The sequence below is a fragment of the Zobellella denitrificans genome (assembly GCF_002407485.1).
In the GTDB taxonomy this organism is placed as follows: Bacteria; Pseudomonadota; Gammaproteobacteria; order Enterobacterales; family Aeromonadaceae; genus Oceanimonas; species Oceanimonas denitrificans.
In genome coordinates, this window is the sequence record NZ_CP012621.1 from 852,752 (window position 1) to 875,056 (window position 22,305).

The window sequence follows — 22,305 nt, forward strand, 5'->3', positions numbered from 1 at the left end:
CACCATGACCAAAGGTAGAGAGTTAGCGCCGTTGCTCCCCCTGGAGTATTGCCGTATCGACCGAGCCGCCCGAATGTTGGGCTGTGAGGTGGAGGATATTATTCACTGGCATAAGATAAGTGCGATTCAGCTAGCTGTACAGATGGATAGGTTTGTAGGTGAGCTGGATTTTAGGCCATCGGAAGTGGGTTTATCAGACTGTAAAGATGCTCAGTCGCTACTTGAGGGAGTTGAGAGGCTGTGGTTGAGTGGCGCACCTGGTGGCTATTCCTCTTTCGTCTGCCCCCCAAGGGAGGATTTGGAAGCTTCAGTAGAAAAATGCATAGATGAGCTGTCAAGAGTTAACCCTATTGAACTGGCTGAAGATAAATATGCTGAGCCACTTTTACGTATCCCAACCTCTGTGGTTGGAATGTGGACAGTTGGTAATTTTAAAGACTTTGAGGTTGATGAACAGCTGAATCTGGAGCCTTTAGATTTTGGTGGCTTTTTTATGTACCACTATTTTGAACCGGCATATGGCTTTGGTAATGGCGGTTGCCGCACCTTTAGGTTTCATACAAAGGAGGTCATTACTTTCACTAAAAGAGACCTATGGGTTCTGCGTCCAGACCTAGAGGGCTTATGGCATAGCATCACCACTGGCGAGCCGTTGCCCAACATCTACAACGACGCCGAACTGGCGCGGCAGGCCAGAGAGCGGGAAGCGGCAGAACAGTCCACGAGAGAACCCAAGGTAACCGCGAAGCAGTCTGACCTGATTGTCGCACTGATTGATTTGCACTTTACCCAGGAAGGTAAGCGCCTTGGTGACATGAAACACAAGACGTTTTTCGATGAGGTGCTATCAAAAGCATTGGCAGCCAAGGGGATAGCCTGTCCAATGACATATAAATCGTTTATTGACTGGATGGAGAGATCGCGGAAGTTTTCAAACTAGCACGGAAGTTTTCCATAACTTCCACTCTTCCCTGCCCATAAACCACAGAATACCCCTTGTAACAACAAGTAACCCACGAGGGGGATTTATGAACGCTGTGAATCAAGATCGTCTGTTAAATGTCAAACAGGTTCAGGCTCTGGTGCCCGCCAGCCGGGTATCGATCTGGCGCTGGGAGAAAGCCGGCAAGTTTCCAAAAAGCGTAAAGCTGGGCGGCGTGATCCGCTGGCGCGAGTCGGATATTCAAAAATGGATTTCCGGCCTGAAGGCCGCATAAGGGGGACGCCGCATGACCGACAGCAAAAAGGGCCTGAACTCCGCACAAGTCCAAGCCCTTCAACACAGCAGCATAACGCTCGGTAATGGTAGCACCGGCACCGAACGGGAGCCAGTGAGCAGCCCGGCAACAATTCGGGAGCGGGTTGCCTTGTTCCTGGCCGAGTCTCCGGAGGGTGTGACCGTGCTCAGTATGCTGAACCATAGCGGGGCCACGTCCAGCAGGAATATACCGTCGCTGCTTGAGCGTGAGCTGGGGATTAAACTGGATGCGGGCCAGGATGCCAGCGGCACCAACGAAGGGCGACATAACCGCTGGCGGATTCAGACCCGGGCCGATTGCCTCAAGGTGCTGGCGGATGTAAACCGCCAGCGGCGAAAGCGCAATGCGCCGACTTTGTCGCCGGAACGAATGACCCGCATCGCCGGCCAGTATCCAGATTTATCCACCACCACTACAGCCACTATCACTGCAGCCACCGCCAGCGCCTGACCCGGAGCTTTCCCCATGAATCGCTATTCCCACGAGGGGGCATTGTGTCCCCCGGTTTCCCCGTGTGTCATCACCGATGCCGAGTTAGACACCTGGCAAGGCAGGCGGATTAGATACCCGCAGGCTGTGAGGCAGTCAGGACAATTTGATCCCATTCCCGCCATGCAGGCCCCCGGCTTGTCGGCGTCCATGTGCTTTGGGTATGGATTGAGGGACAAGGCCAAGGGGCTATTACCTCTGCTTGCCACTGGCAAGGGGGCACCATGAGCGCAGCACGAAAAGCTCGTCTGAATCAGTACGCCCTGGACTTTGGGCCCCGCGAGCATGTCCAGCTGATCCACGGCTCCCCACAGGCACGCGCCAGCCATGTGACCCTTGCTGTAAATGGGGATAGCTGGCGTGAACAATGCTGCCCGCTGGCCACCGCCTCGGAACAGGCTGAGCAACTGGCTGCTCTGGAAGCTGCCGATGTGTACATGAGCCAGAACGGCATGGCCCCTTTCCGCCGGCGTAGTGTGGCGAATGTGGTACACCTGAACGCCTGCTTTGTGGATCTGGACACATACCAGATCCCGGCCCTGGTCGGGCTGAGCTACCGGGAGCGGTTACAGGCCGTGCTGGAGAATGCGGGGGATTTACCCTTGCCGACCCTGGCCGCCGACAGTGGCCGGGGCATCTACCTGATATGGGCGCTTAAGGCGCCCTTTTTCATCGGTACCGACAAGGGCAAAGGCAGCGCCCAGGCCGAGCTGAGAACCAAGATCCTTGGCCGCTGGCAACGGGTGGAGGATCTGCTTATCCGGCGGCTGGCGGACTTTGGCGCCGATCCCAAGGCACGGGACGCCGCCCGGGTGCTGCGGCTGGCCGGCAGTGTGAACCAGCGCAACGGCCACCAGGTGAGTTATGCGCAGCTGGCGCAGCCCGTAGACTTCGCCGAGCTGGAGCGGCCCTTGCTCCGGTGGTACGAGCGCACTTACCCGGCCCCGGTGAAGCGGGCCCCGGGCGAGCGCCGGCAGCCAGAGGGGGACCGGCAGAGCGTGAGGCAGTTGCTCAATGCCCGCACCCTGGCCGCCGCCCGAATGGAGGATCTGAAAACCCTGGCGGCCCTGCGGGAAGGGCTGAGTGATCACCGGGCCCGGGCCCTGTTTGCCTTTGCCCAGGCCGCCGCCGACTTCTGCCACGACGAGCGGACGCTACTCAGGGAGTGCCAGCAGTACGCCGCCGAATGCTTCAACGACCCGCACGGCAAGTATGCTCTCGAGCGGCTGCCGGTGCGGCTGGGCACCCTGCTGGCGCGATTTCGGGAAAGCGTGGGGCACCCGGCCAGCAGCGGGAGGAACCAGCGTTACCGGCTGACCAATGCCCGCATTATCGACGACCTGGCCATTACCGAGCAGGAGCAGGCCCATATGCTGATCCTGATCGGCAAGCCGGAGAAACTTTTACGGCACGCCAAACGAATGGAGAAGCGCAGAAGAAGCCAGGGTATCAGGGCTGCCGCCCAGTATCAGCAGGAGCGCCAGCGCACCCAGGTGGAACGCCGGCAGCGAGCGCGGGAGCTGGCCGCCCAGGGCTTGAGCCGGCAGCAAGTGGCCGAGCGGCTGGGGATCTCAACCAAGACCGTACAGCGGGCGCTGAATGCCTGGAGCTGTGAGGGGGTGAAATGATGTGTCCCCTTATATGGTCAGCCGGGTAGAGGTGGACATGATGTGTGCTCTTATATGTTTATATACCAGCCCTTTGTCATTAAGGGGATTCCCAAGGGGTGCCAGCACAATTGGCCGCCGGCGGCGAAATTTGGGCGAAAGGCCAACAACGACCGCAGCGCCTTACTACCGGCACCGCGTGCCGGGCGGCTTGGCCGGCAACGCCGGCGAACGCAGCCGGGAGCCACAGGCAAGAAAAAGCCCTGACGCTGGGCAGGCTTCAGGGCTTTGGCCGTGTGGACTGGGTTCACGGGCTGAGTCGCAGCATAACAGCCATGGCCGCCCGGGTGAATCCTATGTCGGCGCCTGTTGTTACCATGTAGGTTATAAACTACAATTCACGCCATGAAGGTGATCGAATCAACCAAGTTCCGGCAGTGGCTGAAGAAGCTGAAGGACGATACCGGTAGGGCCCGGGTAGTGTCCCGGATCAACCGGCTGGCTGCCGGCCTGGCCGGCGACGTGGCCCCGGTGGGGCAGGGCGTTAGCGAACTGCGTATTCACTACGGGCCGGGCTACCGGGTTTACTACTACCAGCAGGGTGAGGTGCTGGTGTTGCTGCTATGCGGCGGCGACAAGGGAAGTCAGCGCCGGGATATTGAGACCGCTCACCAGTTGTTGAAGGAATGGAGGGAACAGCACCATGGCTGAAGCATTCACCGAGTTCGACCCCGCCGAGTACCTGAGCAGCCCGGAGGCCATCGCCGAGTTTATCGCCGATGCAATGGAGACCGGGGACGCCGCCTATATCTCCAAGGCGATCGGCATTGCCGCCCGCGCCAGGGGCATGAGCGAGCTGGCCAGGGAAACCGGCCTGTCCCGCGAGCAGCTTTACCGGAGCTTCAGCGAACGGGGCAACCCGACCCTGAAGACCATCATGGCCGTGACCAAGGCGCTGGGCGTGGACATTACCGCCCGTGCCCATGTTGAACATGGTTAAGAAGTTGATGGACATAAAACAGAACCCGCAAGATGTGGACGCGTCATCGAAGGCGCCTACCTCGGAGCATTTACCCTTGCCGCCGAGAATCTGCAATCACGGCTTCGGGCGAGGGGAACCTTTCGACATGAAGTCCTTGGATATTTCGGTCTGGGCACGTTTGAAGAGCTGGTTCTCCGCCAAATTCCTGGGCGAATAGTCGAAGCTAGGAACCAAACCGACCTCAAGCATCTGTGGCAGCGGAGCGGCACTGCGGTACCCTGGACGAATTACAGCAGGCGGATAGAGGTGTTCGTTCATATTACCGAGGAAGAGTTCGGCCTGCTGGCGGTGCAGGCCGACTGGTTGTGCGCCACCCTGACCAAGGCCGCCAGGATGCCGACCTATAAGCATGTGGACGGCAGGTTCAGCCGCAAGCTGACCAACCTTACCCCAAGCTGCTGGGCACGGTAACGATGGACCGGATGTTCGAGGAAGTGGGGCGAGCCATCCCGGTGTTGAAGCAGCACCTGAACACCAAGCGTGCCATGGACACCTACCGCAGTGAGAAACACGGTCAATACAACGAGATCGCCCAGGACTGACTGAGCTTTAACGTCAGGCACCGCCAGCATAGCAAGGTGCTGAACAAAGCTGGTGCTAGCGATCAAGGCCGGTAACGACCAGACGGAAGACCGGGCCTATGCCGAGCAGGGCAAGTTCAACGACGCCCACCCGGATTACCAGGTGGACGCCGGGGCGGTACGGTAGTCGCTGCGCGCCCGCATTCGCACCAGCGAGCGCATGGATGGTGGCATTAGCCTCAACCCCCGGCTGGAAGAGCGCATCCGCGGCGAGACCAGCCCCAGCATCTACCGGCGGGTGGGGGGCGGCAGCGGAATAACCCCTGGGCCGCCGGCTCAGGGTCAGCGGCTGGCCCGCCAGTCAGAAAACCACCCATACAGCCACCACAGCAGTTTGATCAGGCCATAACCGACCCCACCGACCAGTAAGAACAGTAGGAAGCCCGGATCGAGCAGGTAGAACAAAGGCACGCTGGCGGCGTCCATAGGAGACTCCTTGTTGGTTTGCGCCTGTACCGGCTCGGTGGTTAAGCTCCGTTTCATCCGAAGCTTATTATTTTTCTTCCAGTCGTTTCAGTATCCGCCCCAGCTTAGCATTCAGGTGCTCGATCTCAAGCTGATAGTCGTGCTTGCCAGCGTCAAAGCACCCCGCCTCGACAATCTTCAGAGGATGGGTTGCTGCGCCGCTGGCCTCTTCATCAACGGTCCTCTGTAGCTGGTGAATGAGCTCGGCGTTCATCAAGCAGCCGGACGATAGCTGAAATCTATCATCATTTCCCCATGGTTTATATTCTCTGAATGGTCATTTAGTTGTATTTCTGCAGTCCATAAAAGGGGCGCGAGGGCAGGGACGTAATGATTTGGGGCAAGCTCTGCTTAGGGGAGATGTGTTAAGAACTGTTAAGATTTTGATCTACAAACACCCCTATCGTTTCTCGCCCTTCAGTTGGATCACTCTCTACCCGACGGTCCGACCGGAAGGCTACGGGCGTAAAAGCGCGATGGTTGCAACGTGGGTTTCTGACTTTGTCTTGGTTGCTTCGGGCCACCTTATCATCTGGGCAGATGAACACCACCTCCCCAGATGCGGGGATCTTATCCTGTGGACCATTAAGGCTAGCGGGACCGCAGCCCAACTCTTTCCGTATCGCCGCAGGCTGGGAAACTTTTTCCGGGCCGAGCGACTGAGCAGCGAGTGTCAGAGCCGAATAGGGCGCGGATTTGTGGGGTACTGGAGCTTGGAGACTGGGGAGCGTGAGGGGGAGGGGATAACCGCCTTATGGGGTATCACACGGCACCGGGTATCACATGGGGTATCACATAAAACAGAAAAGGCGCCCACCTTTTAGGTAAAGCGCCTTTACTGTCAATAACTTGCAGTCAAGCTATCAGTTCATGCCGTATTTCTTCAGCTTCTTGCGCAGGGTGCCGCGGTTGATGCCCATCATGTTGGCGGCGCGGGTCTGGTTGCCGCGGGTGTATTGCATGATCACGTCCAGCATGGGCGCTTCGACTTCGGCGAGGACCAACTCATACAGCTCGGTTACTTCCTGGCCGTTGAGCTGGGCCAGGTAATTGCGCAGGGCCTGCTCCACCGAGTTGCGCAGCGGGCGCTGGGTAGGCTGCTCGGAGGTCGGAGATTTAGTAGTAGTAACCAGTGCATCGGAAGTCGTAGTTTGTTCGAACATATCGGGTCTGCTCTTCTTTTGTTCGTTTAAGCTATATTCGCGAAATATCGCTCCAAGGCGTCGAGCTGCTGCCCGGCTGCCTCGAGGGCGTTGAAATCACTGCGAAAGTCACGGCCCGCGTCACTTCCCTGCAGGTACCACCCCACATGTTTCCGGGCGATCCGTACGCCCATCGCCTCACCGTAAAACTCGTGCAATGCGGCAACATGTTCCCGGATCATGGCCCGCTCCTGGTCCTTGGGGAGCGGTGCGGGAGTGGTGCCCTGCTCAAGATAGTGGCGGATTTCTCTGAAAATCCATGGCCGTCCCTGGGCAGCCCGGCCAATCATGATGGCATCGGCGCCGGTGTAATCCAGTACAAAACGCGCCTTTTCCGGGCTGTCGATATCCCCGTTGGCGACAACGGGAATGGAGACGGCTTGCTTTATTGCCCTGATGGTGTCGTATTCCGCTTCCCCCTTGTACATGCAGGCGCGGGTGCGGCCATGCACGGCCAGGGCCCGGATGCCGCAGTCTTCGGCGATGCGGGCAATCTGCACGCCGTTGCGGTGGTCCGGATCCCAGCCGGTACGTATCTTCAGGGTCACCGGAACCGCCACTGCCTTGACCACGGCGCTGACGATAGACTCGACCAGATCCGGGTACTGCAGCAGGGCGGAGCCTGCCATCTTCTTGTTCACTTTCTTCGCCGGGCAACCCATGTTGATGTCGATGATCTGCGCGCCCTGGTCCACGTTGAACCGGGCGGCATCGGCCATCAGTTCCGGGTCGGCACCGGCAATCTGTACGGAGCGGACACCCGTTTCCCCTTCATGATCCATACGCCGGCGCGACTTGTCGGAATCCCGCAGCAGGGGATTGGACGACATCATCTCCGACACGGCCATACCGGCCCCCATGCGCAGGCACAGGGTGCGGAAAGGCCTGTCGGTCACGCCGGCCATCGGCGCCACCAGCAGCGGCGCGGACAATTTGTAAGGACCAATTTCCATGGGACGGGGCTGTCTCGGCTCAGGGTCGCGTATCTTACGCATTTTTTGGGATGCTGAAAAGGTCACAAATTGACCGGATCGCATTTTTTTATAAGTCAAGATGCAGGGGCATTTTTTGTGTAAAAAACCGGCTGGTTGCCCTTGCCGGTGCGGCCTGGCGGCGGCTGGGCCGGCCGCCGGAACGGCCTGTCAGCGCTTGTGGCCGCTCAGGCGGGACCACTCCTCCCGGAACACCGGGGCTTCCATGTCGAACCACTGCCGGTACACCTGGTTCAGGCCCTCGGCCTGGGTCTCCAGTATGCCGGAGAGGGCCAACTGGCCGCCGGGCCGGACCAGCGAGCTGATCAGCGGCGACAGCTCCTTGAGCGGTCCCGCCAGGATATTGGCCACCACCAGATCGGCCTGCAGCCCCTCGGGCTGATCCTGCGGCAGGTAGACGCGCAGCCGCTCGGCCACGCCGTTGCGCTCGGCGTTGTCCCGGCTGGCCTGCAGCGCCTGGGGGTCGATGTCGATGCCGATCACCTCCTTGGCACCCAGCTTGAGCGCCGCCAGTCCCAGGATGCCGGAGCCGCAACCGAAGTCGATCACCGTCTTGCCGGCCAGCTCCTGGCCGTCCAGCCACTCCAGGCACAGCGCCGTGGTGGGGTGGGTGCCGGTGCCGAAGGCCAGCCCCGGATCCAGCATGACGTTGACCGCCTCCGGCTCCGGCACCTCGCGCCAGCTCGGGCAGATCCACAGGCGCCGGCCGAAGCGCATGGGATGGAAGCTGTCCATCCACTCCCGCACCCAGTCCTTGTCTTCCAGCTGCTCCACCTTGTACACCAGATCCTTGCGGTAGAACTTGCGCATAAAGTCGATCACCGGCGCCGGATCGGTCTCGGCGTCGAACAGGCCGATCACCACGGTGTCGTCCCACAGCAGGGTTTCACCGGGCAGGGGCTCGAACACCGGCTTGTCTTCGGCGTCCATGTAGGTCACCGCCTGGGCGCCGCGCCCCATCAGCATGTTGCTGACCTTGTCGGCGGTCTTTTCGGTGGCGTTGATGCGAATTTGTATCCAGGGCATGGCGTCATTTCATGAATCTGTAAAGGGAAGATTCTACCATCGGTGTGGCCTGCTGTCCTGTCGGCAGGCAGACCTTACCTTGTGAATCGGACTGGATTCGGCCCCGGCCGCGCATTGCGGCCGGGGCGTTTTTCATGGTGGCCGGTGGCGGTCTCAGTGCCGGCCGAACAGGCGGCGCACCTCGTCCGGCGGGGGCGCCGTCAGCAGGGAGCCGAGCACATAGGCCAGGCCCGAGAGCGCCAGGCTCGGCACTATGGCGTGCAGGCCCAGGGGCTTGATGCCGAAGTGCAGCAGCAGGCCGTAGCCGAGCGCCCCCGTGACCATGGAAGCCAGTGCCCCCGCGCTGTTGCCCCGCCACCAGTAGAGCCCCAGCACCAGCGGCCAGAAGAAGATGGCCTGCAGCGCGCCGAAGGCCATCAGGTTGAGCCAGATGATCATGTCCGGCGGACTCAGGGCCGCCCACAGCACGACAAGCCCCAGCACCAGGGTCACCAGCCTGCTGGCGCCCTTGATGGCGGCGGGCGAGGGCGGGGTGCGGCTCAGGTAGTTGAGGTAGAGATCCTTGACCAGGGTGGCCGAGGCCTGGATCAGCTGGGAGTCGATGGTCGACATGATGGCGGCCATGGGGCCGGCCAGGAAGAGCCCGGCCACCAGCGGCGGCAGCACCGCCAGCATCAGGGTGGGCATCACCTTGTCGGGCACGGTGAGATCGGGTACCAGCACCCGCCCCAGGGCGCCGGCGAAATGCATGCCGAACATCAGCAGGGCGCCCACCAGGGTGCCGATGACGATGCCCCTGTGCATGGCGGCGCTGTCCTTGTAGGCCAGGCAGCGCACCGCCGAATGGGGCAGGCCGATGACCCCGAAACACACCAGCACCCAGAATGACAGCATAAAGCTGATGCCGAGCATCTCGTCCGGCCCTTGCGGGCGGACCAGGCCGGGATCGATCTCGGCCAGCCCGGCGAACAGGGCCGCCGCCCCGCCGCCGGCGTGCAGTACCCCGGCCAGCAGCACCAGGGTACCGAGCAGCATCAGCACCCCCTGCACCGCATCGGTGATCACCACGGCGCGAAAGCCGCCGATCAGGGTATAGAGCAGCACCGTCACCGCAAACAGCACCAGGCCGCCCTCGTAGGGCAGGCCGGTCACGGTTTCCAGCAGCCGGGCGCCGCCGATAAACTGCACCACCATGGTGGCGACGAAGGCGGCGAGCAGGCCGAGCGCCGCCAGCACCACCACCAGCGGGCTCTGGTAGCGGGCCCGGAGCATGTCGTTGATGGTGAGCGCCTCCACCCGGCGGGCGATATGGGCGAACTGCTTGCCCAGCACGCCCAGGGTGAGCCAGACCGTCGGCACCTGGATCATGGCCAGCAGCACCCAGCCCAGTCCCAGCCGGTAGGCCGCGCCCGGCCCGCCGATAAAGGAAGAGGCGGAGGCATAGGTGGCCACCATGGTCATGGCCAGCACGAAGCCGCCCATGGATCTGTTGCCGAGGAAGTAGTCCTGCACGAAACCACCCCGGGCCGGGCGGCGGCCGAGCCAGACGCCCAGGCCCAGCATGGCGGCCAGGTAGATGACCAGGGGGAGCAGCAGCTCAGGATTCATGGTGGTCTCCCAGGGCGACGGGCCTGAAGCAGACTCGTACCATCAGGGCGCACAGCAGCACGAACAGCAGCGGATTGAACAGGCAGCTCAGCACAAACCACAGCGGCCAGCCGGCCAGGGTCAGCCCGGGCGGCACCAGATAGGCGGTGGCGGCCCAGCCGGCCAGATAGAGCAGGGCGAGCAGCACGCTGAGCAGGGCTTCGCGCCGGGCCACGGATACAATGGGATTCATTATGCGGGCTTAAGCCTGGTATTCCTCGCCGGCGGCGGCGACGAAGGCGATTTCCACCAGGTAGCCGGGGCTGGCCAGCTCCGCCTTGACGCAGGCGCGGCTGGGCGCCGTGCCGGGGGCGAACCAGGCGTCCCACACCGCGTTGAAGGCGGCCAGGTTGGCGAAGTCGGTCAGGTAGATGGTGGCGGACAAGAGCCGCGTCTTGTCGCTGCCGACCTTGGCCAGGGCCAGCTCGGCCTGGGCCAGCACCTGGGCCGTCTGCCCCCGGATGTCGGCGCCGAGGTCGCCTTCCGGCACCTCGACGAAATGGGCGATGCCGTTGAACACGGTAATGTCGGACCAGCGCTGGGCCGGGTTGATGCGATGGATCTTCATGCTATGACTCTGTCAGGTGGGCTTCGGGCGGCTATTTTAGCGGGAAAGGAAGGGGTGGGAAAAGGCAGCCGGGCCATGATGCCCATGTATTGCGTCAGGATGCGGAATAAACCGGGGGGGGGGGGCAGTCGATGAGGCCGACCCTGCCGAAAACAACAACGGCGCCTTGCGGCGCCGTTGCGAGGGGCTTGAGGCCGCCAGTCTTACAGACCCAGCTTCTTCTCGAGATAGTGGATGTTGGTTCCGCCGTTGCGGAAGTTCTCATCGCTCATGATCTCTTTGTGCAGCGGGATATTGGTCTTGATGCCGTCGATCACCAGCTCGTTCAGGGCGTGCTTCATGCGGGCGATGGCGATGTCGCGGTTTTCGCCGTAGCAGATCAGCTTGCCGATCATGGAGTCGTAGTAGGGCGGCACCCGGTAGCCGGCGTAGATGTGGGAGTCCCAGCGCACGCCCAGGCCACCCGGCGAGTGGAAGCGCTTGATTTCGCCCGGGCTGGGGATAAAGGTCTGCGGATCTTCGGCGTTGATGCGGCACTCGATGGCGTGGCCGCGCACCACCACCTGCTCCTGGGTGATGGACAGGGGCTGGCCGGCGGCGACGCGCAGCTGCTCCTTGATCAGATCCACGCCGGTGATCATCTCGGTCACCGGGTGCTCCACCTGGATACGGGTGTTCATCTCGATGAAGTAGAACTCGCCGTTCTCGTAGAGGAACTCGAAGGTACCGGCACCGCGGTAGCCGATATCGACACAGGCCTTGCAGCAGCGCTCGCCGATGAACTTGCGCATCTCGGCGGTAATGCCCGGGGCCGGGGCCTCTTCCACCACCTTCTGGTGGCGGCGCTGCATGGAGCAGTCGCGCTCGGCCAGGTGGATGGCGTTGCCCTGGCCGTCGGCCAGCACCTGGATTTCGATATGGCGTGGGTTCTCCAGGAACTTCTCCATGTACACCATGTCGTTGCCGAAGGCGGCACCGGCCTCGGCCTTGGTCATGGCGATGGCCTTCTCCAGCTCGCTCTCGGCACGCACCACCCGCATGCCGCGGCCACCGCCGCCGCCGGCGGCCTTGATGATCACCGGGTAGCCGATGCGCTTGGCGATGGTGGCGTTCTTCTTGGCATCCTCACCGATGGGGCCGTCGGAGCCGGGTACGCAGGGTACGCCGGCCTTCTTCATGGCTTCGATGGCGGACACCTTGTCGCCCATCAGGCGGATGGTGTCGGCGCGGGGACCGATAAAGATAAAGCCGGACTTCTCCACCTGGTCGGCGAAGTCGGCGTTTTCCGCCAGGAAGCCGTAACCGGGGTGGATGGCCACGGCGTCGGTCACCTCGGCGGCGGCGATGATGGAGGGCACGTTCAGGTAGGACTGGTTGGCCTGGTTGCCACCGATGCAGATGGACTCGTCGGCCAGCAGCACATGCTTGAGTTCACGGTCCGCGGTGGAATGCACCGCCACCGTCTTGATCCCGAGCTCCTTGCAGGCGCGCAGTATCCGCAGGGCAATTTCACCGCGGTTGGCGATGACTACTTTATCCAGCATGGCAATTCCTTATTCGATGATGAACAGGGGCTCGTCGAACTCGACCGGCTGGCCGTTGTCGACCAGGATGGCCTTGAGCACGCCGGACTTGTCGGCTTCGATCTGGTTCATCATCTTCATGGCTTCGACGATGCACAGGGTGTCGCCGGCCTTGACGCTCTGGCCCACTTCCACGAAGTTCTTGGCGCCCGGGCTGGGCGCGCGGTAGAAGGTGCCCACCATGGGGGAGCGCATCACGTGGCCGCTCAGTTCGGGCTCGGCTTCGGCAACCGGGGCCGGGGCGGGATTGCCCGGATTGGCGGGTGCGGCCGGAGCCGGGGCGGCCTGCACATGATACTGGGGTACGGCCATGGCCGGCGCCGGGGCGCCGTAGCGGCTGATGCGAACGGACTCTTCCCCTTCGGAGATTTCCAGCTCGGCGATGCCGGATTCTTCAACCAGTTCGATCAGTTTTTTGATTTTACGAATATCCATGAGCGTTCTCTTTGTTTGTTGGTGCTGTGCAGAAATCAACGGCGGGCCAGATAACGGGCCGCCGCTTCAAGGGCAAATTCGTAACCATCGGCGCCCAGGCCGCAGATCACCCCCACCGCCTTGTCGGCCAGGTAGGAATGGTGGCGGAAAGGCTCGCGGGCGTGCACATTCGACAGGTGCACCTCGATAAAGGGGATCTTCACCCCCAGGAGGGCGTCGCGAATGGCCACGCTGGTGTGGGTAAAGGCGGCGGGATTGATGATAATGAAATCCTGCTTGCCAAAGGCCTGGTGGATGGCGTCGATAAGCTGGTATTCCGCATTGGATTGCAGGTGGCTGAGTTCGATATCGCGTTTGCCGGCCTGTTCGGTCAGCCGGGCCACGATGTCGCTCAGGCTGTCCTGACCGTAAATGCCGGGTTCGCGCTGGCCCAGCAGGTTCAGGTTGGGACCGTTGAGCAGCAGAATTCGGAATTTATCGGCCATTATGCAGCAATCCTCGTCAATCTTGCGGGTTACACATCGGGTCACATGGAGCCTAGCCGGTTTTGGCCCCGATGGGCAACCAAAATCGTGCCGTTTGGCTCGGTGCGCCCAATTATAGTGATTTCATGAAAATTGACAGCATTTTACTGGTCTAATGACCTGATAAAGTGTGACGGGGCAGGGCAAGGCGGGCTGCTTTGGTCAGCTTTTGTCCGTTGGTCAAGGGCGGAAACGACAACGCCGCCCGAAGGCGGCGTTGGATGAGCGGAGCCTGGCTCAGGCGACCCGGCTGCGTTCTTCGATCAGCCGGTCGACCACGCCCGGATCGGCCAGGGTGGAGGTATCGCCCAGGGAGTCGGTCTCGCCGGTGGCGATCTTGCGCAGGATGCGGCGCATGATCTTGCCGGAGCGGGTCTTGGGCAGGCCCTCGGCCCAGTGGATCACGTCCGGGGTGGCGATGGGACCGATTTCCTTGCGCACCCAGTCCTTCACCTCTTTGTGCAGCTCGGCGGAGGGCACTTCGCCGGCGTTGAGGGTGACATAGGCGTAGATGCCCTGGCCCTTGATCTCGTGGGGCACGCCGACCACGGCAGCCTCGGCGATCTTGGGATGGGCCACCAGGGCCGATTCGATCTCGGCGGTGCCCATGCGGTGGCCGGACACGTTGAGCACGTCGTCCACCCGGCCGGTGATCCAGTAGTAGCCGTCCTCGTCGCGGCGGGCGCCGTCACCGGTGAAGTAGGTACCGGGGAAGGTGGAGAAATAGGTCTGCTCGAAGCGGTCGTGATCGCCGAACACGGTGCGCATCTGGCCCGGCCAGGAGTCGAGGATCACCAGGTTGCCGTCGGTGGCGCCCTGCAGTACCTGGCCTTCGCCGTCCACCAGCGCCGGCTGCACGCCGAAGAAGGGACGGGTGGCGGAGCCGGGCTTGAGATCGGTGGCGCCGGGCAGCGGGGTGATCAGGATGCCGCCGGTCTCGGTTTGCCACCAGGTGTCGACGATGGGGCAGCGCTCGTCGCCGATCACCCGGTAGTACCATTCCCAGGCCTCGGGGTTGATGGGTTCGCCCACCGAGCCCATGATGCGCAGGCTGGCGCGGCTGGTGCCTTCCACCGCCTCATCGCCCTTGGCCATAAAGGCGCGGATGGCGGTGGGGGCGGTGTAGAGGATGTTGACCTGGTGCTTGTCGACGATTTGCGCCATGCGGTTGGTCTTGGGGTAGTTGGGCACCCCCTCGAACAGCAGGGTGGTGGCGCCGTTGGCCAGGGGGCCGTAGATCAGGTAGCTGTGGCCGGTGATCCAGCCCACGTCGGCGGTGCACCAGTAGATGTCGCCCGGGTGGTAGTCGAACACGTACTTGAAGGTCATGGCCGCGTACACCAGGTAGCCGCCGGTGGTGTGCAGCACGCCCTTGGGGGTGCCGGTGGAGCCGGAGGTATAGAGGATGAACAGCGGATCCTCGGCGTTCATCTCTTCGGGCGGACAGTCGGGGCGGGCGGCCTGGGTGGCTTCATGCCACCAGAGGTCCCGGTGCGGGTGCCAGGCGATGTTGCCGCCGGTGCGGCGGTAGACGATGACCTTTTCCACCGTGTCCACCTTGGGATTGGTCAGGGCCTCGTCCACATTGGCCTTGAGCGCCACCCGGCGGCCGCCACGCAGGCCCTCGTCGGCGGTGATCACCACCTTGGCCCTGGAGTCGATGATGCGACTGGCCAGGGCGTCGGGGGAGAAGCCGCCGAACACCACCGAGTGCACGGCGCCGATGCGGGTACAGGCCAGCATGGCCACGGCGGCTTCGACCACCATCGGCATGTAGATGCTGACCACGTCGCCCTTCTTCACCCCCTGGGCCTTGAGCACATTGGCGAAGCGGCATACCTGCTCGTGCAGTTCCCGGTAGGTGACTTTCTTGTCTTCCTCGGGGCTGTCGCCTTCCCAGATGATGGCGATGTCGTCGGCCCGGGTGGCCAGGTGGCGGTCGATACAGTTGGCGGACAGGTTGAGGGTGCCATCCTCGAACCACTTGATGCTGATATGGCCGGGGTCGTAGGAGGTGTTCTTGACCTTGGTGTAGGGCCTGATCCAGTCGATTTGCTTGCCCTGCTCGCCCCAGAAGGCATCGGGATCCTCGATGGACTGGCGATACATGGACTGATAGCCGGCCTCGTCCAGCAGGGCGTGCTGGGCGATATGGGCCTTGACCGGATGAACCTTGACTTCACTCATTATTCCGCTCCTTGGTGCAATAACCATTGTGTAACAAGGTGACGCAGATGGTCGCCTGGCTCAATTAGACTTTCGGCTAGCGATGCAACATCGCCATCACAACCCGGTGCTGGCTTGTTGCCGTTTTGTTTACCCCAGTATACGGTCTTGTTGTCGACAATCCAGCCCGGAATGGCCCGGTTTCAGGCCGCCCGGCGCTGGCGCAGCTTGAGGAACATCAGCGCCGTGGTCAGGGCATCGCCGAAGGCGGTGTGGCGCTCGAGCAGGGGCACGCCGAGATCGAACGCCATGTGCTCGAAACCCAGGTTGGGCTCCACCTCCGGATTCTGCATCAGCCGTCGCCGGCGGTAGAGATGGGCCAGCTCGACATGGCGGTTGGGCAGGGGAAAGCCGAACCGCTCCCGGGTGAGCCGGCTCAGGATGGCGATGTCGAACAGCACGTGATAACCGAGCAGGGGGCGGTTCTGGATAAAGCCCAGCAACTGGGTCAGGGCCTGCTCCGGCGACAGGCCCTGGCGCAGATCCTGGTGGCGCAGGCCGTGGATGCGGATGCTGTCGCCGGTGAGCTTGGGGCTGGCGGCCAGGGTCAACTCCAGCCGCTGGCTGGTAAGCACCCGGTTGCCCTTGACGGGCACGGCGGCGATGCTGAGCACGTCCGCCTGGCGGGGATCCAGGCCGGTGGTTTCGGTGTCGAGGGCGATGATCTCGTCACCCTTGTAGGGTTCGAACAGGTGCCGCCAGGGGGTGTGGGCGAACTTGCGGGCCAGCCAGAGGCGCTTGAGCGGCAGCATCAGAGGTCCCGGATCTGGAAGTGAAACTCCAGCTGCTGCTTGAGCTTCTTCACCACGTGCAGGGCGTGGCGCAGCAGGTCCCGGTGGTGACGGGGCAGGCGGGCGGCGTCTATCTGCTGGCTCAGGCCGTCGCCACCCCGGGCCAGTTGCTGCTCCAGCCGCAACTGCCAGAACAGGATGAGGGCGGCGCTGAGGTTGTCGGCAAAGTCCGGCTCGAAGATACCCTTGTCGGTGAGCAGGCGGATTCGCTCCAGGGTGCCGTTTTCGGTGATGCCCTGCTCCAGGGCCAGGGCCCGTACCCCCTGTACTATGGGGAAGATGCCGCCGCGCTTGATGTCCAGGCCTTGCTCGGACTGCTTGATATCGCCGAAGAAGGTCAGCGGCGTGTGAAACCTGAGCGCCTGGGCGGCGAATTCGCTCAGCAGCAGCTCCTGGCCGCGCACCGCCTCCAGCAGCTGTTTTTGCAGCTGGCGCACCAGGGATTCCCGCCCGGCGATAAAATGCGGCTCGCTGAGGATGGCCAGTTGCATATGGCTGTGGGGGGTATTCTGGCGAACCCAGAGGCGGATCCGTTCCTGCCAGGCGCTCAAGGAGTGTACCCACTCCGGGTTGTTGACCATCACCTTGCCCGGGCAGGGCGGGTAGCCGAGCCGCTCCAGGTAGCGGCTGAACTGCTCGGCGAAGGGCAGGATCTCGGCCGCGTCCAGCCCGTCCTCCAGCACCAGGGCGTTGTCCTGATCCGTCTTCAGGATCTGCTCGCCCCGGCCTTCGCTGCCCAGCACCATCAGCGCCAGCCGCTCGTGGTAGCGGGCCGGAAAGGCGAACTCGAAGGCCTTGCGCATCAGTTGCTCGTTGAGGCTGGCCAAGAGCTTCATGATAAAGGGCAGGCGTACCCCGTTGTTGTGCAGGTTTTCCACCAGCATGCCGAGGGTGGCGGCGGCCTCGGCCAACTCGTCGATGCTGCCGGCCCGCAGGATGCGCAGCCCCAGCACATGGGAATGGGTGGAGAACTGGCTGAGCAGCTGGGTCATCTCCAGTATGCCCACCAGCTGTTCCTGCTCCTTGACCGCCACCCGCTCTATCTTGTGGCGGATCATCAGCATCAGGGCGTTGAACAGGAAGTCACCCTTCTGCACCGCAATCAGGTTGAAGCTGGCCAGCTCGTGCACCGGCTCGGTGTTGGGCTTTTCCTCCAGCACGGCGCCGTAGAGCAGATCGGTGCCGGTCAGCATGCCGAAGCTGCCGTCGTGGGTGACGATCAGCGACTCCAGGTGATGGGTTTTCAGCAGCAGGGTGGCCTGGTAGAGGGAGGTCTGGCCGTCGATCACCATGGCCGGCTGGATATTGCCGTTGTCGATGCGGGTGAGGATGAATTCCGACAGGTTCTTCTGGGAAGAGACGGTCCGTTGCCGGCCCTGCAGATCCCGCTGGAACCAGGCGGCGAAATCCGGGTTGTCGGTCATCAGGGTGAGAAAGGCCTGGGTGGGCAGCACGAAGCACAGGGTTTCTTCCAGCGCCACGTAGCTGTGGCGGCACTCGCCGTCGAACTGGCCGCGGATGTCGAACAGATCGTCGGTGGTGTAGTGGGCGTAGATCTCGTTGCGTTCGGCGTGGCGTTCCTCCACCACCCCCTTGAGGATGATATGCAGGCTGTCGATCAGCTGGCCCGGGCGCAGTATGGTCTCGCCCCGGTCGAAATAGGCGATATCGGTCTGATCGAGCAGGTCCTGGCGCTGCTCGGCGGTCAGGGTGTCGAAGGGGGGATGATCGAAGTTGAACTGATCCTGCATGTGCGGCTCCTTGCCCCGGCGTTCACCTCCAGTATCGCCGCCGCCCGGGGGCTGTCCAGCCGACTTTAGTCGCAGTACAGGAGCCCTCGACCGGAGGCGTGACTATCTAAAAACTGACGACGAAAAGACAAACCTCCGGCCACTGGCCAGCCTTATCGGGGAATCGTTAAGGGTGGACGTATTTATCTGAATTTTCACATTGCCTTCTACTCTATGGCCGCCCCGGAGAAATTGAATGCCCGCCGTTGCGTGAACAGGCCGAGAGATCCTCAAGAAAGGCACGCAGGATAGGCGGTGGGGTAACGCCACGACGGGTGACAACGTCAAAGGGCGATATCAACCGCAACTCTGTGGCGGCCAACTGACGCATGTCGCCGGTTTTTACCCACTGAGCGGCGAAGTGCACGGGCAGGAAACCCAGATAGGCGCCAGAGATAATCAGGATAGCCAGGGCTTCTATGTTGTCCACCGTCGCGGCCGCCTTGTCGACCCTGAGCAGATCCAGTTCCTGATCCTGCATGTAGCCTCTGACAACGATACGGCTGTTGCCAATTTGCCTGAGCAGCTCGGCCCCCTCTGCCGGATGGCTGTCAAGCGGATGGCGGCGTCCGCAAAACAGTCCGGATACTTCCTGATAGATCCTCGAATAGCACAGTCCGGAGACATGAATAGGGAAGTGCCCCACGGCCAGATGCAGGCGCCCGTCGAGCACTCGCTCCTCCAGCTCCGCCGGCGAGCCGATGTACACGTTGAGATGGACGTCGTGGCCCCTGGACACAAAGCGCTGGGTGGTTTGCGGTATGGGGGAGTCGGGATCTGTGATGGTGCTGTCGATAATCCCCAGGTTGAGCCTACCGCTGATCTGCTGTTTGAGCACGTCGGCGTCCATACAGAAATTTTCGACCGCCGCGAGCAGCCGCAGGGTCGCCTCGTGCACCGCCACGCCTTGCTCGGTCAGCCGAAAGCCGCTGCGCCCGCGCTGGCAGAGCTTGACCCCCAGCCTGGCTTCCAGATGGGCCATCTGTTCGCTGATGGTCGACTGACCGGAGTTGAGCGCCGCCTGGGCGGCGGAAAACCCCCCGCATTTGACGATGGTAGCGAACACCCTGAGCAGTTTCAGATCGACATCATGCAGCTGTATCACGCCCGTTTCCTCTACTAATTGCATCGGTAAATGCGATATGAACATCTGGAATTTATCATTTTTTTTACAAATATCCACGCATATAGTCACGTCAACGGCGTCGCGCTTCAGCGTCGCTCCCGTCAGTCAATGGAGATGCCTAACGATGTCGAACAACAGTTACGAATCCGGCCGCCTGAACCTGCCATTTGTGGGGCATTGCACCTTTGCCAAGTCGCCGGTCTGCACCGATTGGGAAGCCATCGATGCGGACGTGGCGATTCTCGGTGCGCCAAACGACATGGGCACCCAGTGGCGGCCCGGGGCGCGTTTTGGGCCGCGCGGGATCCGGGAGGCATCCACCCTGTTCTCCTTCGGACACGCGGGCGCCTACGACCACGAGGACGATGTGCTCTATCTGACCGCGGAGGATGTCCGCCTGGTCGACGTGGGGGATGCCGACATCGTGCATACCGATATGAATCGGAGCAATGCCAATATCGAGTACGCGGTGCGCCAGATCCTGCGAGCCGGAGCCATGCCGGTGGTGCTGGGAGGAGATCATTCTATTCATGCCCCGGTGATCAAGGCCTATGAGGGGCAGGGACCCATTCACATCATCCATTTCGATGCCCACCTGGATTTTGTCGATGAGCGTCATGGCGTGCGCTACGGCCATGGAAACCCGCTGCGGCGTGCGTCGGAGATGCCGCATATCACCGGCATGACGCAGCTGGGCATCCGCAACGTTTCCTCTTCCAACCGCGACGACTACCAGGCCGCCCGAGATGCCGGCTCGCACATTCTTTCGGTACGGGATGTGCGCCATCTCGGTACCGCCGGCGTACTGGAGACGATCCCCCAGGGCATCGATTATTACATCACCATCGACATCGACGGGTTCGATCCCTCCATTGCCCCCGGCACCGGTACCCCCAGCCATGGCGGGTTCCTCTATTACGAGGTGCTTGAAATCATACAGGCGCTGGCCAGGCGCAGCCGGGGGCGTATCGTCGGCATGGATCTGGTGGAAGTGGCGCCACCCTACGATCCGACAGGGATGACGTCGATCCTGGCGGCGCAACTGCTGATGAACAGCATCGGCTTCATTTTTCACGAGCGGGCACGGGCGCGCTGAGTGCGCCCGCAGGGCTTCCAGACAATCACTATGTGCCAGCGCCGACGTGCGCAGACTGGAGAACACGACATGGACAGCAAGGTAAAGCACTACTTACAGCATTTCGGGATCAGCGAAGCGACGCAGCGATTCCTCACCAAGCCCCAGAAGATGTTTATCGGTGGTGCCTGGGTGGAGGCCAGCGACGGCGCCAGCGCCGAGGTTGTCGAGCCTTATACCGAGGGTGTGCTGACTCGTATTCCCATGGCCACCAGGGCCGATCTTGAACGGGCTGTGCAGGCCGCCCGCGCCCAGTTCGACGGTGGAGCCTGGCGTCGGCTCAAACCGCTCGAGCGGGAGCGGCTGTTGCATCGGCTGGCCGATTTGATCGAGCTGAATGCCGCGGAGTTGGCCGAACTCGAGTCCATCGACACGGGCAAATCCGTTGTCCAGGCCCGGGAGGTTGATATCCAGGGCACCATCGACACCTTCCGATATTTCGCCGGTTGGGCCAGCAAGATCCACGGCCGCACCGCAGAGCCTTCTCTGCCGGGCAATTATCTGGCCTACACGCGCAAGGAGCCGGTTGGCGTGGTCGGTGTCATCGTGCCCTGGAACTTCCCGTTGCAGACCCTGTCCTGGAAGCTTGGGGCGGCACTGGCATGCGGTTGTACCCTGGTGGTCAAACCGGCCGAGCTGACCTCGCTGTCAGCGCTGCGCTTCGCCGAACTGGTGCAGGAAGCCGGCATTCCGGATGGGGTGGTCAATATCGTCACCGGTCGCGGCAGCGTGGTGGGTGAGGCCATGTCGACCCATCCGGGTATCGACAAGCTGAGTTTTACCGGCTCCACTCCGGTGGGCTGCACCGTGGGCAAGGCGGCCATGGATCAAATGAAGCGGCTGACCCTGGAGCTGGGCGGCAAGTCGCCGGTGCTGGTGCTGGCCGACGCCGATGTCGCCGCTGCCGCCCGGGCCGTGGCCAATGGCGCCTTCTTCAATTCCGGCCAGGTCTGTGATGCCGGTACCCGGGCCTATGTCCATCGCAGTATCTATGACCAGTTCCTGCGCGAGCTCGTTGACTACACCCGCACTTTGAAACTGGCGCCGGGCCTGGACCCCGACTGTTTTATCGGCCCGCTGGTCTCCAGGCAGCAGCAGGAACGGGTGCTGGATTATATCGAGATCGGCCGGCGAGAAGGCGCCGAACTCTACTACGGGGGGCAGCCAGCCGAGGGGCCCGGCTATTTCGTCGAGCCGACCGTCTTCGTGAACTGTCGTAATGATATGCGCATTGTGCGGGAAGAAATTTTCGGTCCCGTTCTGGTCACGGCTCCTTTCGACGATGAAGAGCAAGCCGTGGCGCTGGCCAACGACTCGCCCTTCGGGCTGGCGGCGGCCCTTTACTCCAACGATCTCGGGCGAGTTCACCGCCTGATCCCGCTGTTGCAGGCAGGCACCGTGTATGTCAACGCGCACAGCACCATAGATCCGTCCATGCCGTTCGGCGGCTACAAGCAGTCCGGTTATGGCAAGGATCTTGGCGCTGAACAGCTCGACTACCTGCTGGAGACCAAGGCGGTCTGGATAACGCTGCCCTGAGCAGCACGCCAGGCCATCACCAGCCAGCACAGACATCAGATGCCGGATGCATCGCGGCGCTCGCCAGAGCACCACCGGAAACAACCAGGAGGTTATACCCCGATGAAAAATCAAGCAGACATCGCAAGGGCTCAGGAGCTGGAAAGGCGTATACGCGTCTACGAGGAAATGGAGAAGAACGATGAATGGCCTGGTGCGCTGCGCGCGGCGGACTACATCGCCATCATCCTGATGACGCTGGTACTGGTCATCGGCTGCTACCTGTGGGGGTACTGAGT

General features: G+C 62.1%; 26 protein-coding genes. 11 read left to right on the forward strand and 15 right to left on the reverse strand.

The annotated features are described in order from the left end of the window. The first annotated feature begins 4 nt into the window (after positions 1–4). From AN401_RS04055 to AN401_RS19930, 8 genes are all read left to right on the forward strand, one after another. Positions 5–940, forward strand: a complete 936-nt coding sequence (locus AN401_RS04055; protein ID WP_096778604.1) for a hypothetical protein — start codon at positions 5–7, stop codon at positions 938–940. Positions 941–1,028: 88 nt separating this feature from the next. Then, complete coding sequence (locus AN401_RS04060; protein WP_096778605.1) at positions 1,029–1,217, forward strand: helix-turn-helix transcriptional regulator; 189 nt, start codon at positions 1,029–1,031, stop codon at positions 1,215–1,217. 12 nt (positions 1,218–1,229) lie between these two features. Further along, a complete protein-coding gene (locus tag AN401_RS04065) occupies positions 1,230–1,709 on the forward strand; it encodes a hypothetical protein (protein ID WP_096778606.1) in 480 nt (159 codons plus the stop codon). A 263-nt stretch (positions 1,710–1,972) separates the two neighbouring features. Then, a complete protein-coding gene (locus AN401_RS04070; RefSeq protein WP_096778607.1) occupies positions 1,973–3,376 on the forward strand; it encodes a helix-turn-helix domain-containing protein in 1,404 nt (467 codons plus the stop codon). A 390-nt stretch (positions 3,377–3,766) separates the two neighbouring features. Further along, positions 3,767–4,066: a type II toxin-antitoxin system RelE/ParE family toxin gene (locus tag AN401_RS04075; protein WP_456300613.1), complete on the forward strand. Its 300-nt coding sequence runs from the start codon at positions 3,767–3,769 to the stop codon at positions 4,064–4,066. Beyond that, on the forward strand, positions 4,059–4,355 hold the full coding sequence (locus tag AN401_RS04080; RefSeq protein ID WP_096778609.1) for an addiction module antidote protein: 297 nt from the start codon (positions 4,059–4,061) through the stop codon (positions 4,353–4,355). Before AN401_RS04075 ends, AN401_RS04080 begins: the two co-directional genes overlap by 8 nt. 288 nt (positions 4,356–4,643) lie before the next feature. Beyond that, on the forward strand, positions 4,644–4,808 hold the full coding sequence (locus tag AN401_RS19665; protein WP_157772153.1) for a hypothetical protein: 165 nt from the start codon (positions 4,644–4,646) through the stop codon (positions 4,806–4,808). A 2-nt stretch (positions 4,809–4,810) separates the two neighbouring features. Then, the gene (locus AN401_RS19930) at positions 4,811–4,939 is read left to right on the forward strand and encodes a hypothetical protein (RefSeq protein WP_232513380.1); all 129 of its coding nucleotides are present in this window, start codon (positions 4,811–4,813) and stop codon (positions 4,937–4,939) included. Between the two features lie 321 nt (positions 4,940–5,260). Here AN401_RS19930 and AN401_RS19670 read toward each other — a convergent pair whose 3' ends face one another. The 15 genes from AN401_RS19670 to AN401_RS04155 form a co-directional block, all read right to left on the reverse strand. Further along, a complete protein-coding gene (locus AN401_RS19670; RefSeq protein ID WP_157772155.1) occupies positions 5,261–5,404 on the reverse strand; it encodes a hypothetical protein in 144 nt (47 codons plus the stop codon). Positions 5,405–5,471: 67 nt separating this feature from the next. Then, the gene (locus AN401_RS04090; protein WP_096778611.1) at positions 5,472–5,657 is read right to left on the reverse strand and encodes a hypothetical protein; all 186 of its coding nucleotides are present in this window, start codon (positions 5,655–5,657) and stop codon (positions 5,472–5,474) included. Positions 5,658–6,306: 649 nt separating this feature from the next. Continuing rightward, the gene (fis, locus tag AN401_RS04095; protein WP_094038614.1) at positions 6,307–6,606 is read right to left on the reverse strand and encodes a DNA-binding transcriptional regulator Fis; all 300 of its coding nucleotides are present in this window, start codon (positions 6,604–6,606) and stop codon (positions 6,307–6,309) included. Between the two features lie 26 nt (positions 6,607–6,632). Further along, complete coding sequence (gene dusB, locus AN401_RS04100; protein WP_094038613.1) at positions 6,633–7,598, reverse strand: tRNA dihydrouridine synthase DusB; 966 nt, start codon at positions 7,596–7,598, stop codon at positions 6,633–6,635. Positions 7,599–7,787: 189 nt separating this feature from the next. After that, entirely contained in the window at positions 7,788–8,663 is an 876-nt protein-coding gene (prmA, locus tag AN401_RS04105) for a 50S ribosomal protein L11 methyltransferase (RefSeq protein WP_096778612.1), read from the reverse strand. Positions 8,664–8,816: 153 nt separating this feature from the next. Continuing rightward, positions 8,817–10,271: a sodium/pantothenate symporter gene (gene panF / locus AN401_RS04110; protein ID WP_096778613.1), complete on the reverse strand. Its 1,455-nt coding sequence runs from the start codon at positions 10,269–10,271 to the stop codon at positions 8,817–8,819. Further along, entirely contained in the window at positions 10,261–10,503 is a 243-nt protein-coding gene (locus AN401_RS04115; protein WP_094038610.1) for a DUF997 family protein, read from the reverse strand. The genes panF and AN401_RS04115 overlap by 11 nt, the downstream gene beginning before the upstream one ends. Before the next feature lie 9 nt (positions 10,504–10,512). Beyond that, positions 10,513–10,878 (reverse strand): RidA family protein, encoded by a 366-nt coding sequence (locus tag AN401_RS04120; RefSeq protein WP_096778614.1) that lies wholly within the window; start codon positions 10,876–10,878, stop codon positions 10,513–10,515. 203 nt (positions 10,879–11,081) lie between these two features. Beyond that, entirely contained in the window at positions 11,082–12,422 is a 1,341-nt protein-coding gene (accC, locus tag AN401_RS04125) for an acetyl-CoA carboxylase biotin carboxylase subunit (RefSeq protein WP_094038608.1), read from the reverse strand. 9 nt (positions 12,423–12,431) lie between these two features. Next, positions 12,432–12,896: an acetyl-CoA carboxylase biotin carboxyl carrier protein gene (gene accB, locus AN401_RS04130; RefSeq protein WP_094038607.1), complete on the reverse strand. Its 465-nt coding sequence runs from the start codon at positions 12,894–12,896 to the stop codon at positions 12,432–12,434. A 35-nt stretch (positions 12,897–12,931) separates the two neighbouring features. Then, on the reverse strand, positions 12,932–13,381 hold the full coding sequence (aroQ, locus tag AN401_RS04135; RefSeq protein WP_094038606.1) for a type II 3-dehydroquinate dehydratase: 450 nt from the start codon (positions 13,379–13,381) through the stop codon (positions 12,932–12,934). A gap of 276 nt (positions 13,382–13,657) precedes the next feature. After that, a complete protein-coding gene (gene acs, locus AN401_RS04140; RefSeq protein ID WP_096778615.1) occupies positions 13,658–15,607 on the reverse strand; it encodes an acetate--CoA ligase in 1,950 nt (649 codons plus the stop codon). Between the two features lie 182 nt (positions 15,608–15,789). Then, positions 15,790–16,398, reverse strand: a complete 609-nt coding sequence (locus AN401_RS04145; RefSeq protein WP_094038604.1) for a 3'-5' exonuclease — start codon at positions 16,396–16,398, stop codon at positions 15,790–15,792. Next, the gene (locus AN401_RS04150) at positions 16,398–18,188 is read right to left on the reverse strand and encodes a DUF294 nucleotidyltransferase-like domain-containing protein (RefSeq protein WP_096778616.1); all 1,791 of its coding nucleotides are present in this window, start codon (positions 18,186–18,188) and stop codon (positions 16,398–16,400) included. Before AN401_RS04150 ends, AN401_RS04145 begins: the two co-directional genes overlap by 1 nt. A gap of 211 nt (positions 18,189–18,399) precedes the next feature. Further along, complete coding sequence (locus tag AN401_RS04155) at positions 18,400–19,332, reverse strand: LysR family transcriptional regulator (RefSeq protein WP_094038627.1); 933 nt, start codon at positions 19,330–19,332, stop codon at positions 18,400–18,402. A gap of 145 nt (positions 19,333–19,477) precedes the next feature. On the opposite strand from AN401_RS04155, the gene speB reads away from it, so the two are divergent. From speB to AN401_RS19935, 3 genes are all read left to right on the forward strand, one after another. Continuing rightward, the gene (speB, locus tag AN401_RS04160; protein WP_094038602.1) at positions 19,478–20,449 is read left to right on the forward strand and encodes an agmatinase; all 972 of its coding nucleotides are present in this window, start codon (positions 19,478–19,480) and stop codon (positions 20,447–20,449) included. A gap of 69 nt (positions 20,450–20,518) precedes the next feature. Next, the gene (locus tag AN401_RS04165; protein WP_096778617.1) at positions 20,519–22,027 is read left to right on the forward strand and encodes an aldehyde dehydrogenase family protein; all 1,509 of its coding nucleotides are present in this window, start codon (positions 20,519–20,521) and stop codon (positions 22,025–22,027) included. 102 nt (positions 22,028–22,129) lie between these two features. Further along, a complete protein-coding gene (locus AN401_RS19935) occupies positions 22,130–22,303 on the forward strand; it encodes a hypothetical protein (protein WP_176441993.1) in 174 nt (57 codons plus the stop codon). Positions 22,304–22,305: the final 2 nt, after the last annotated feature.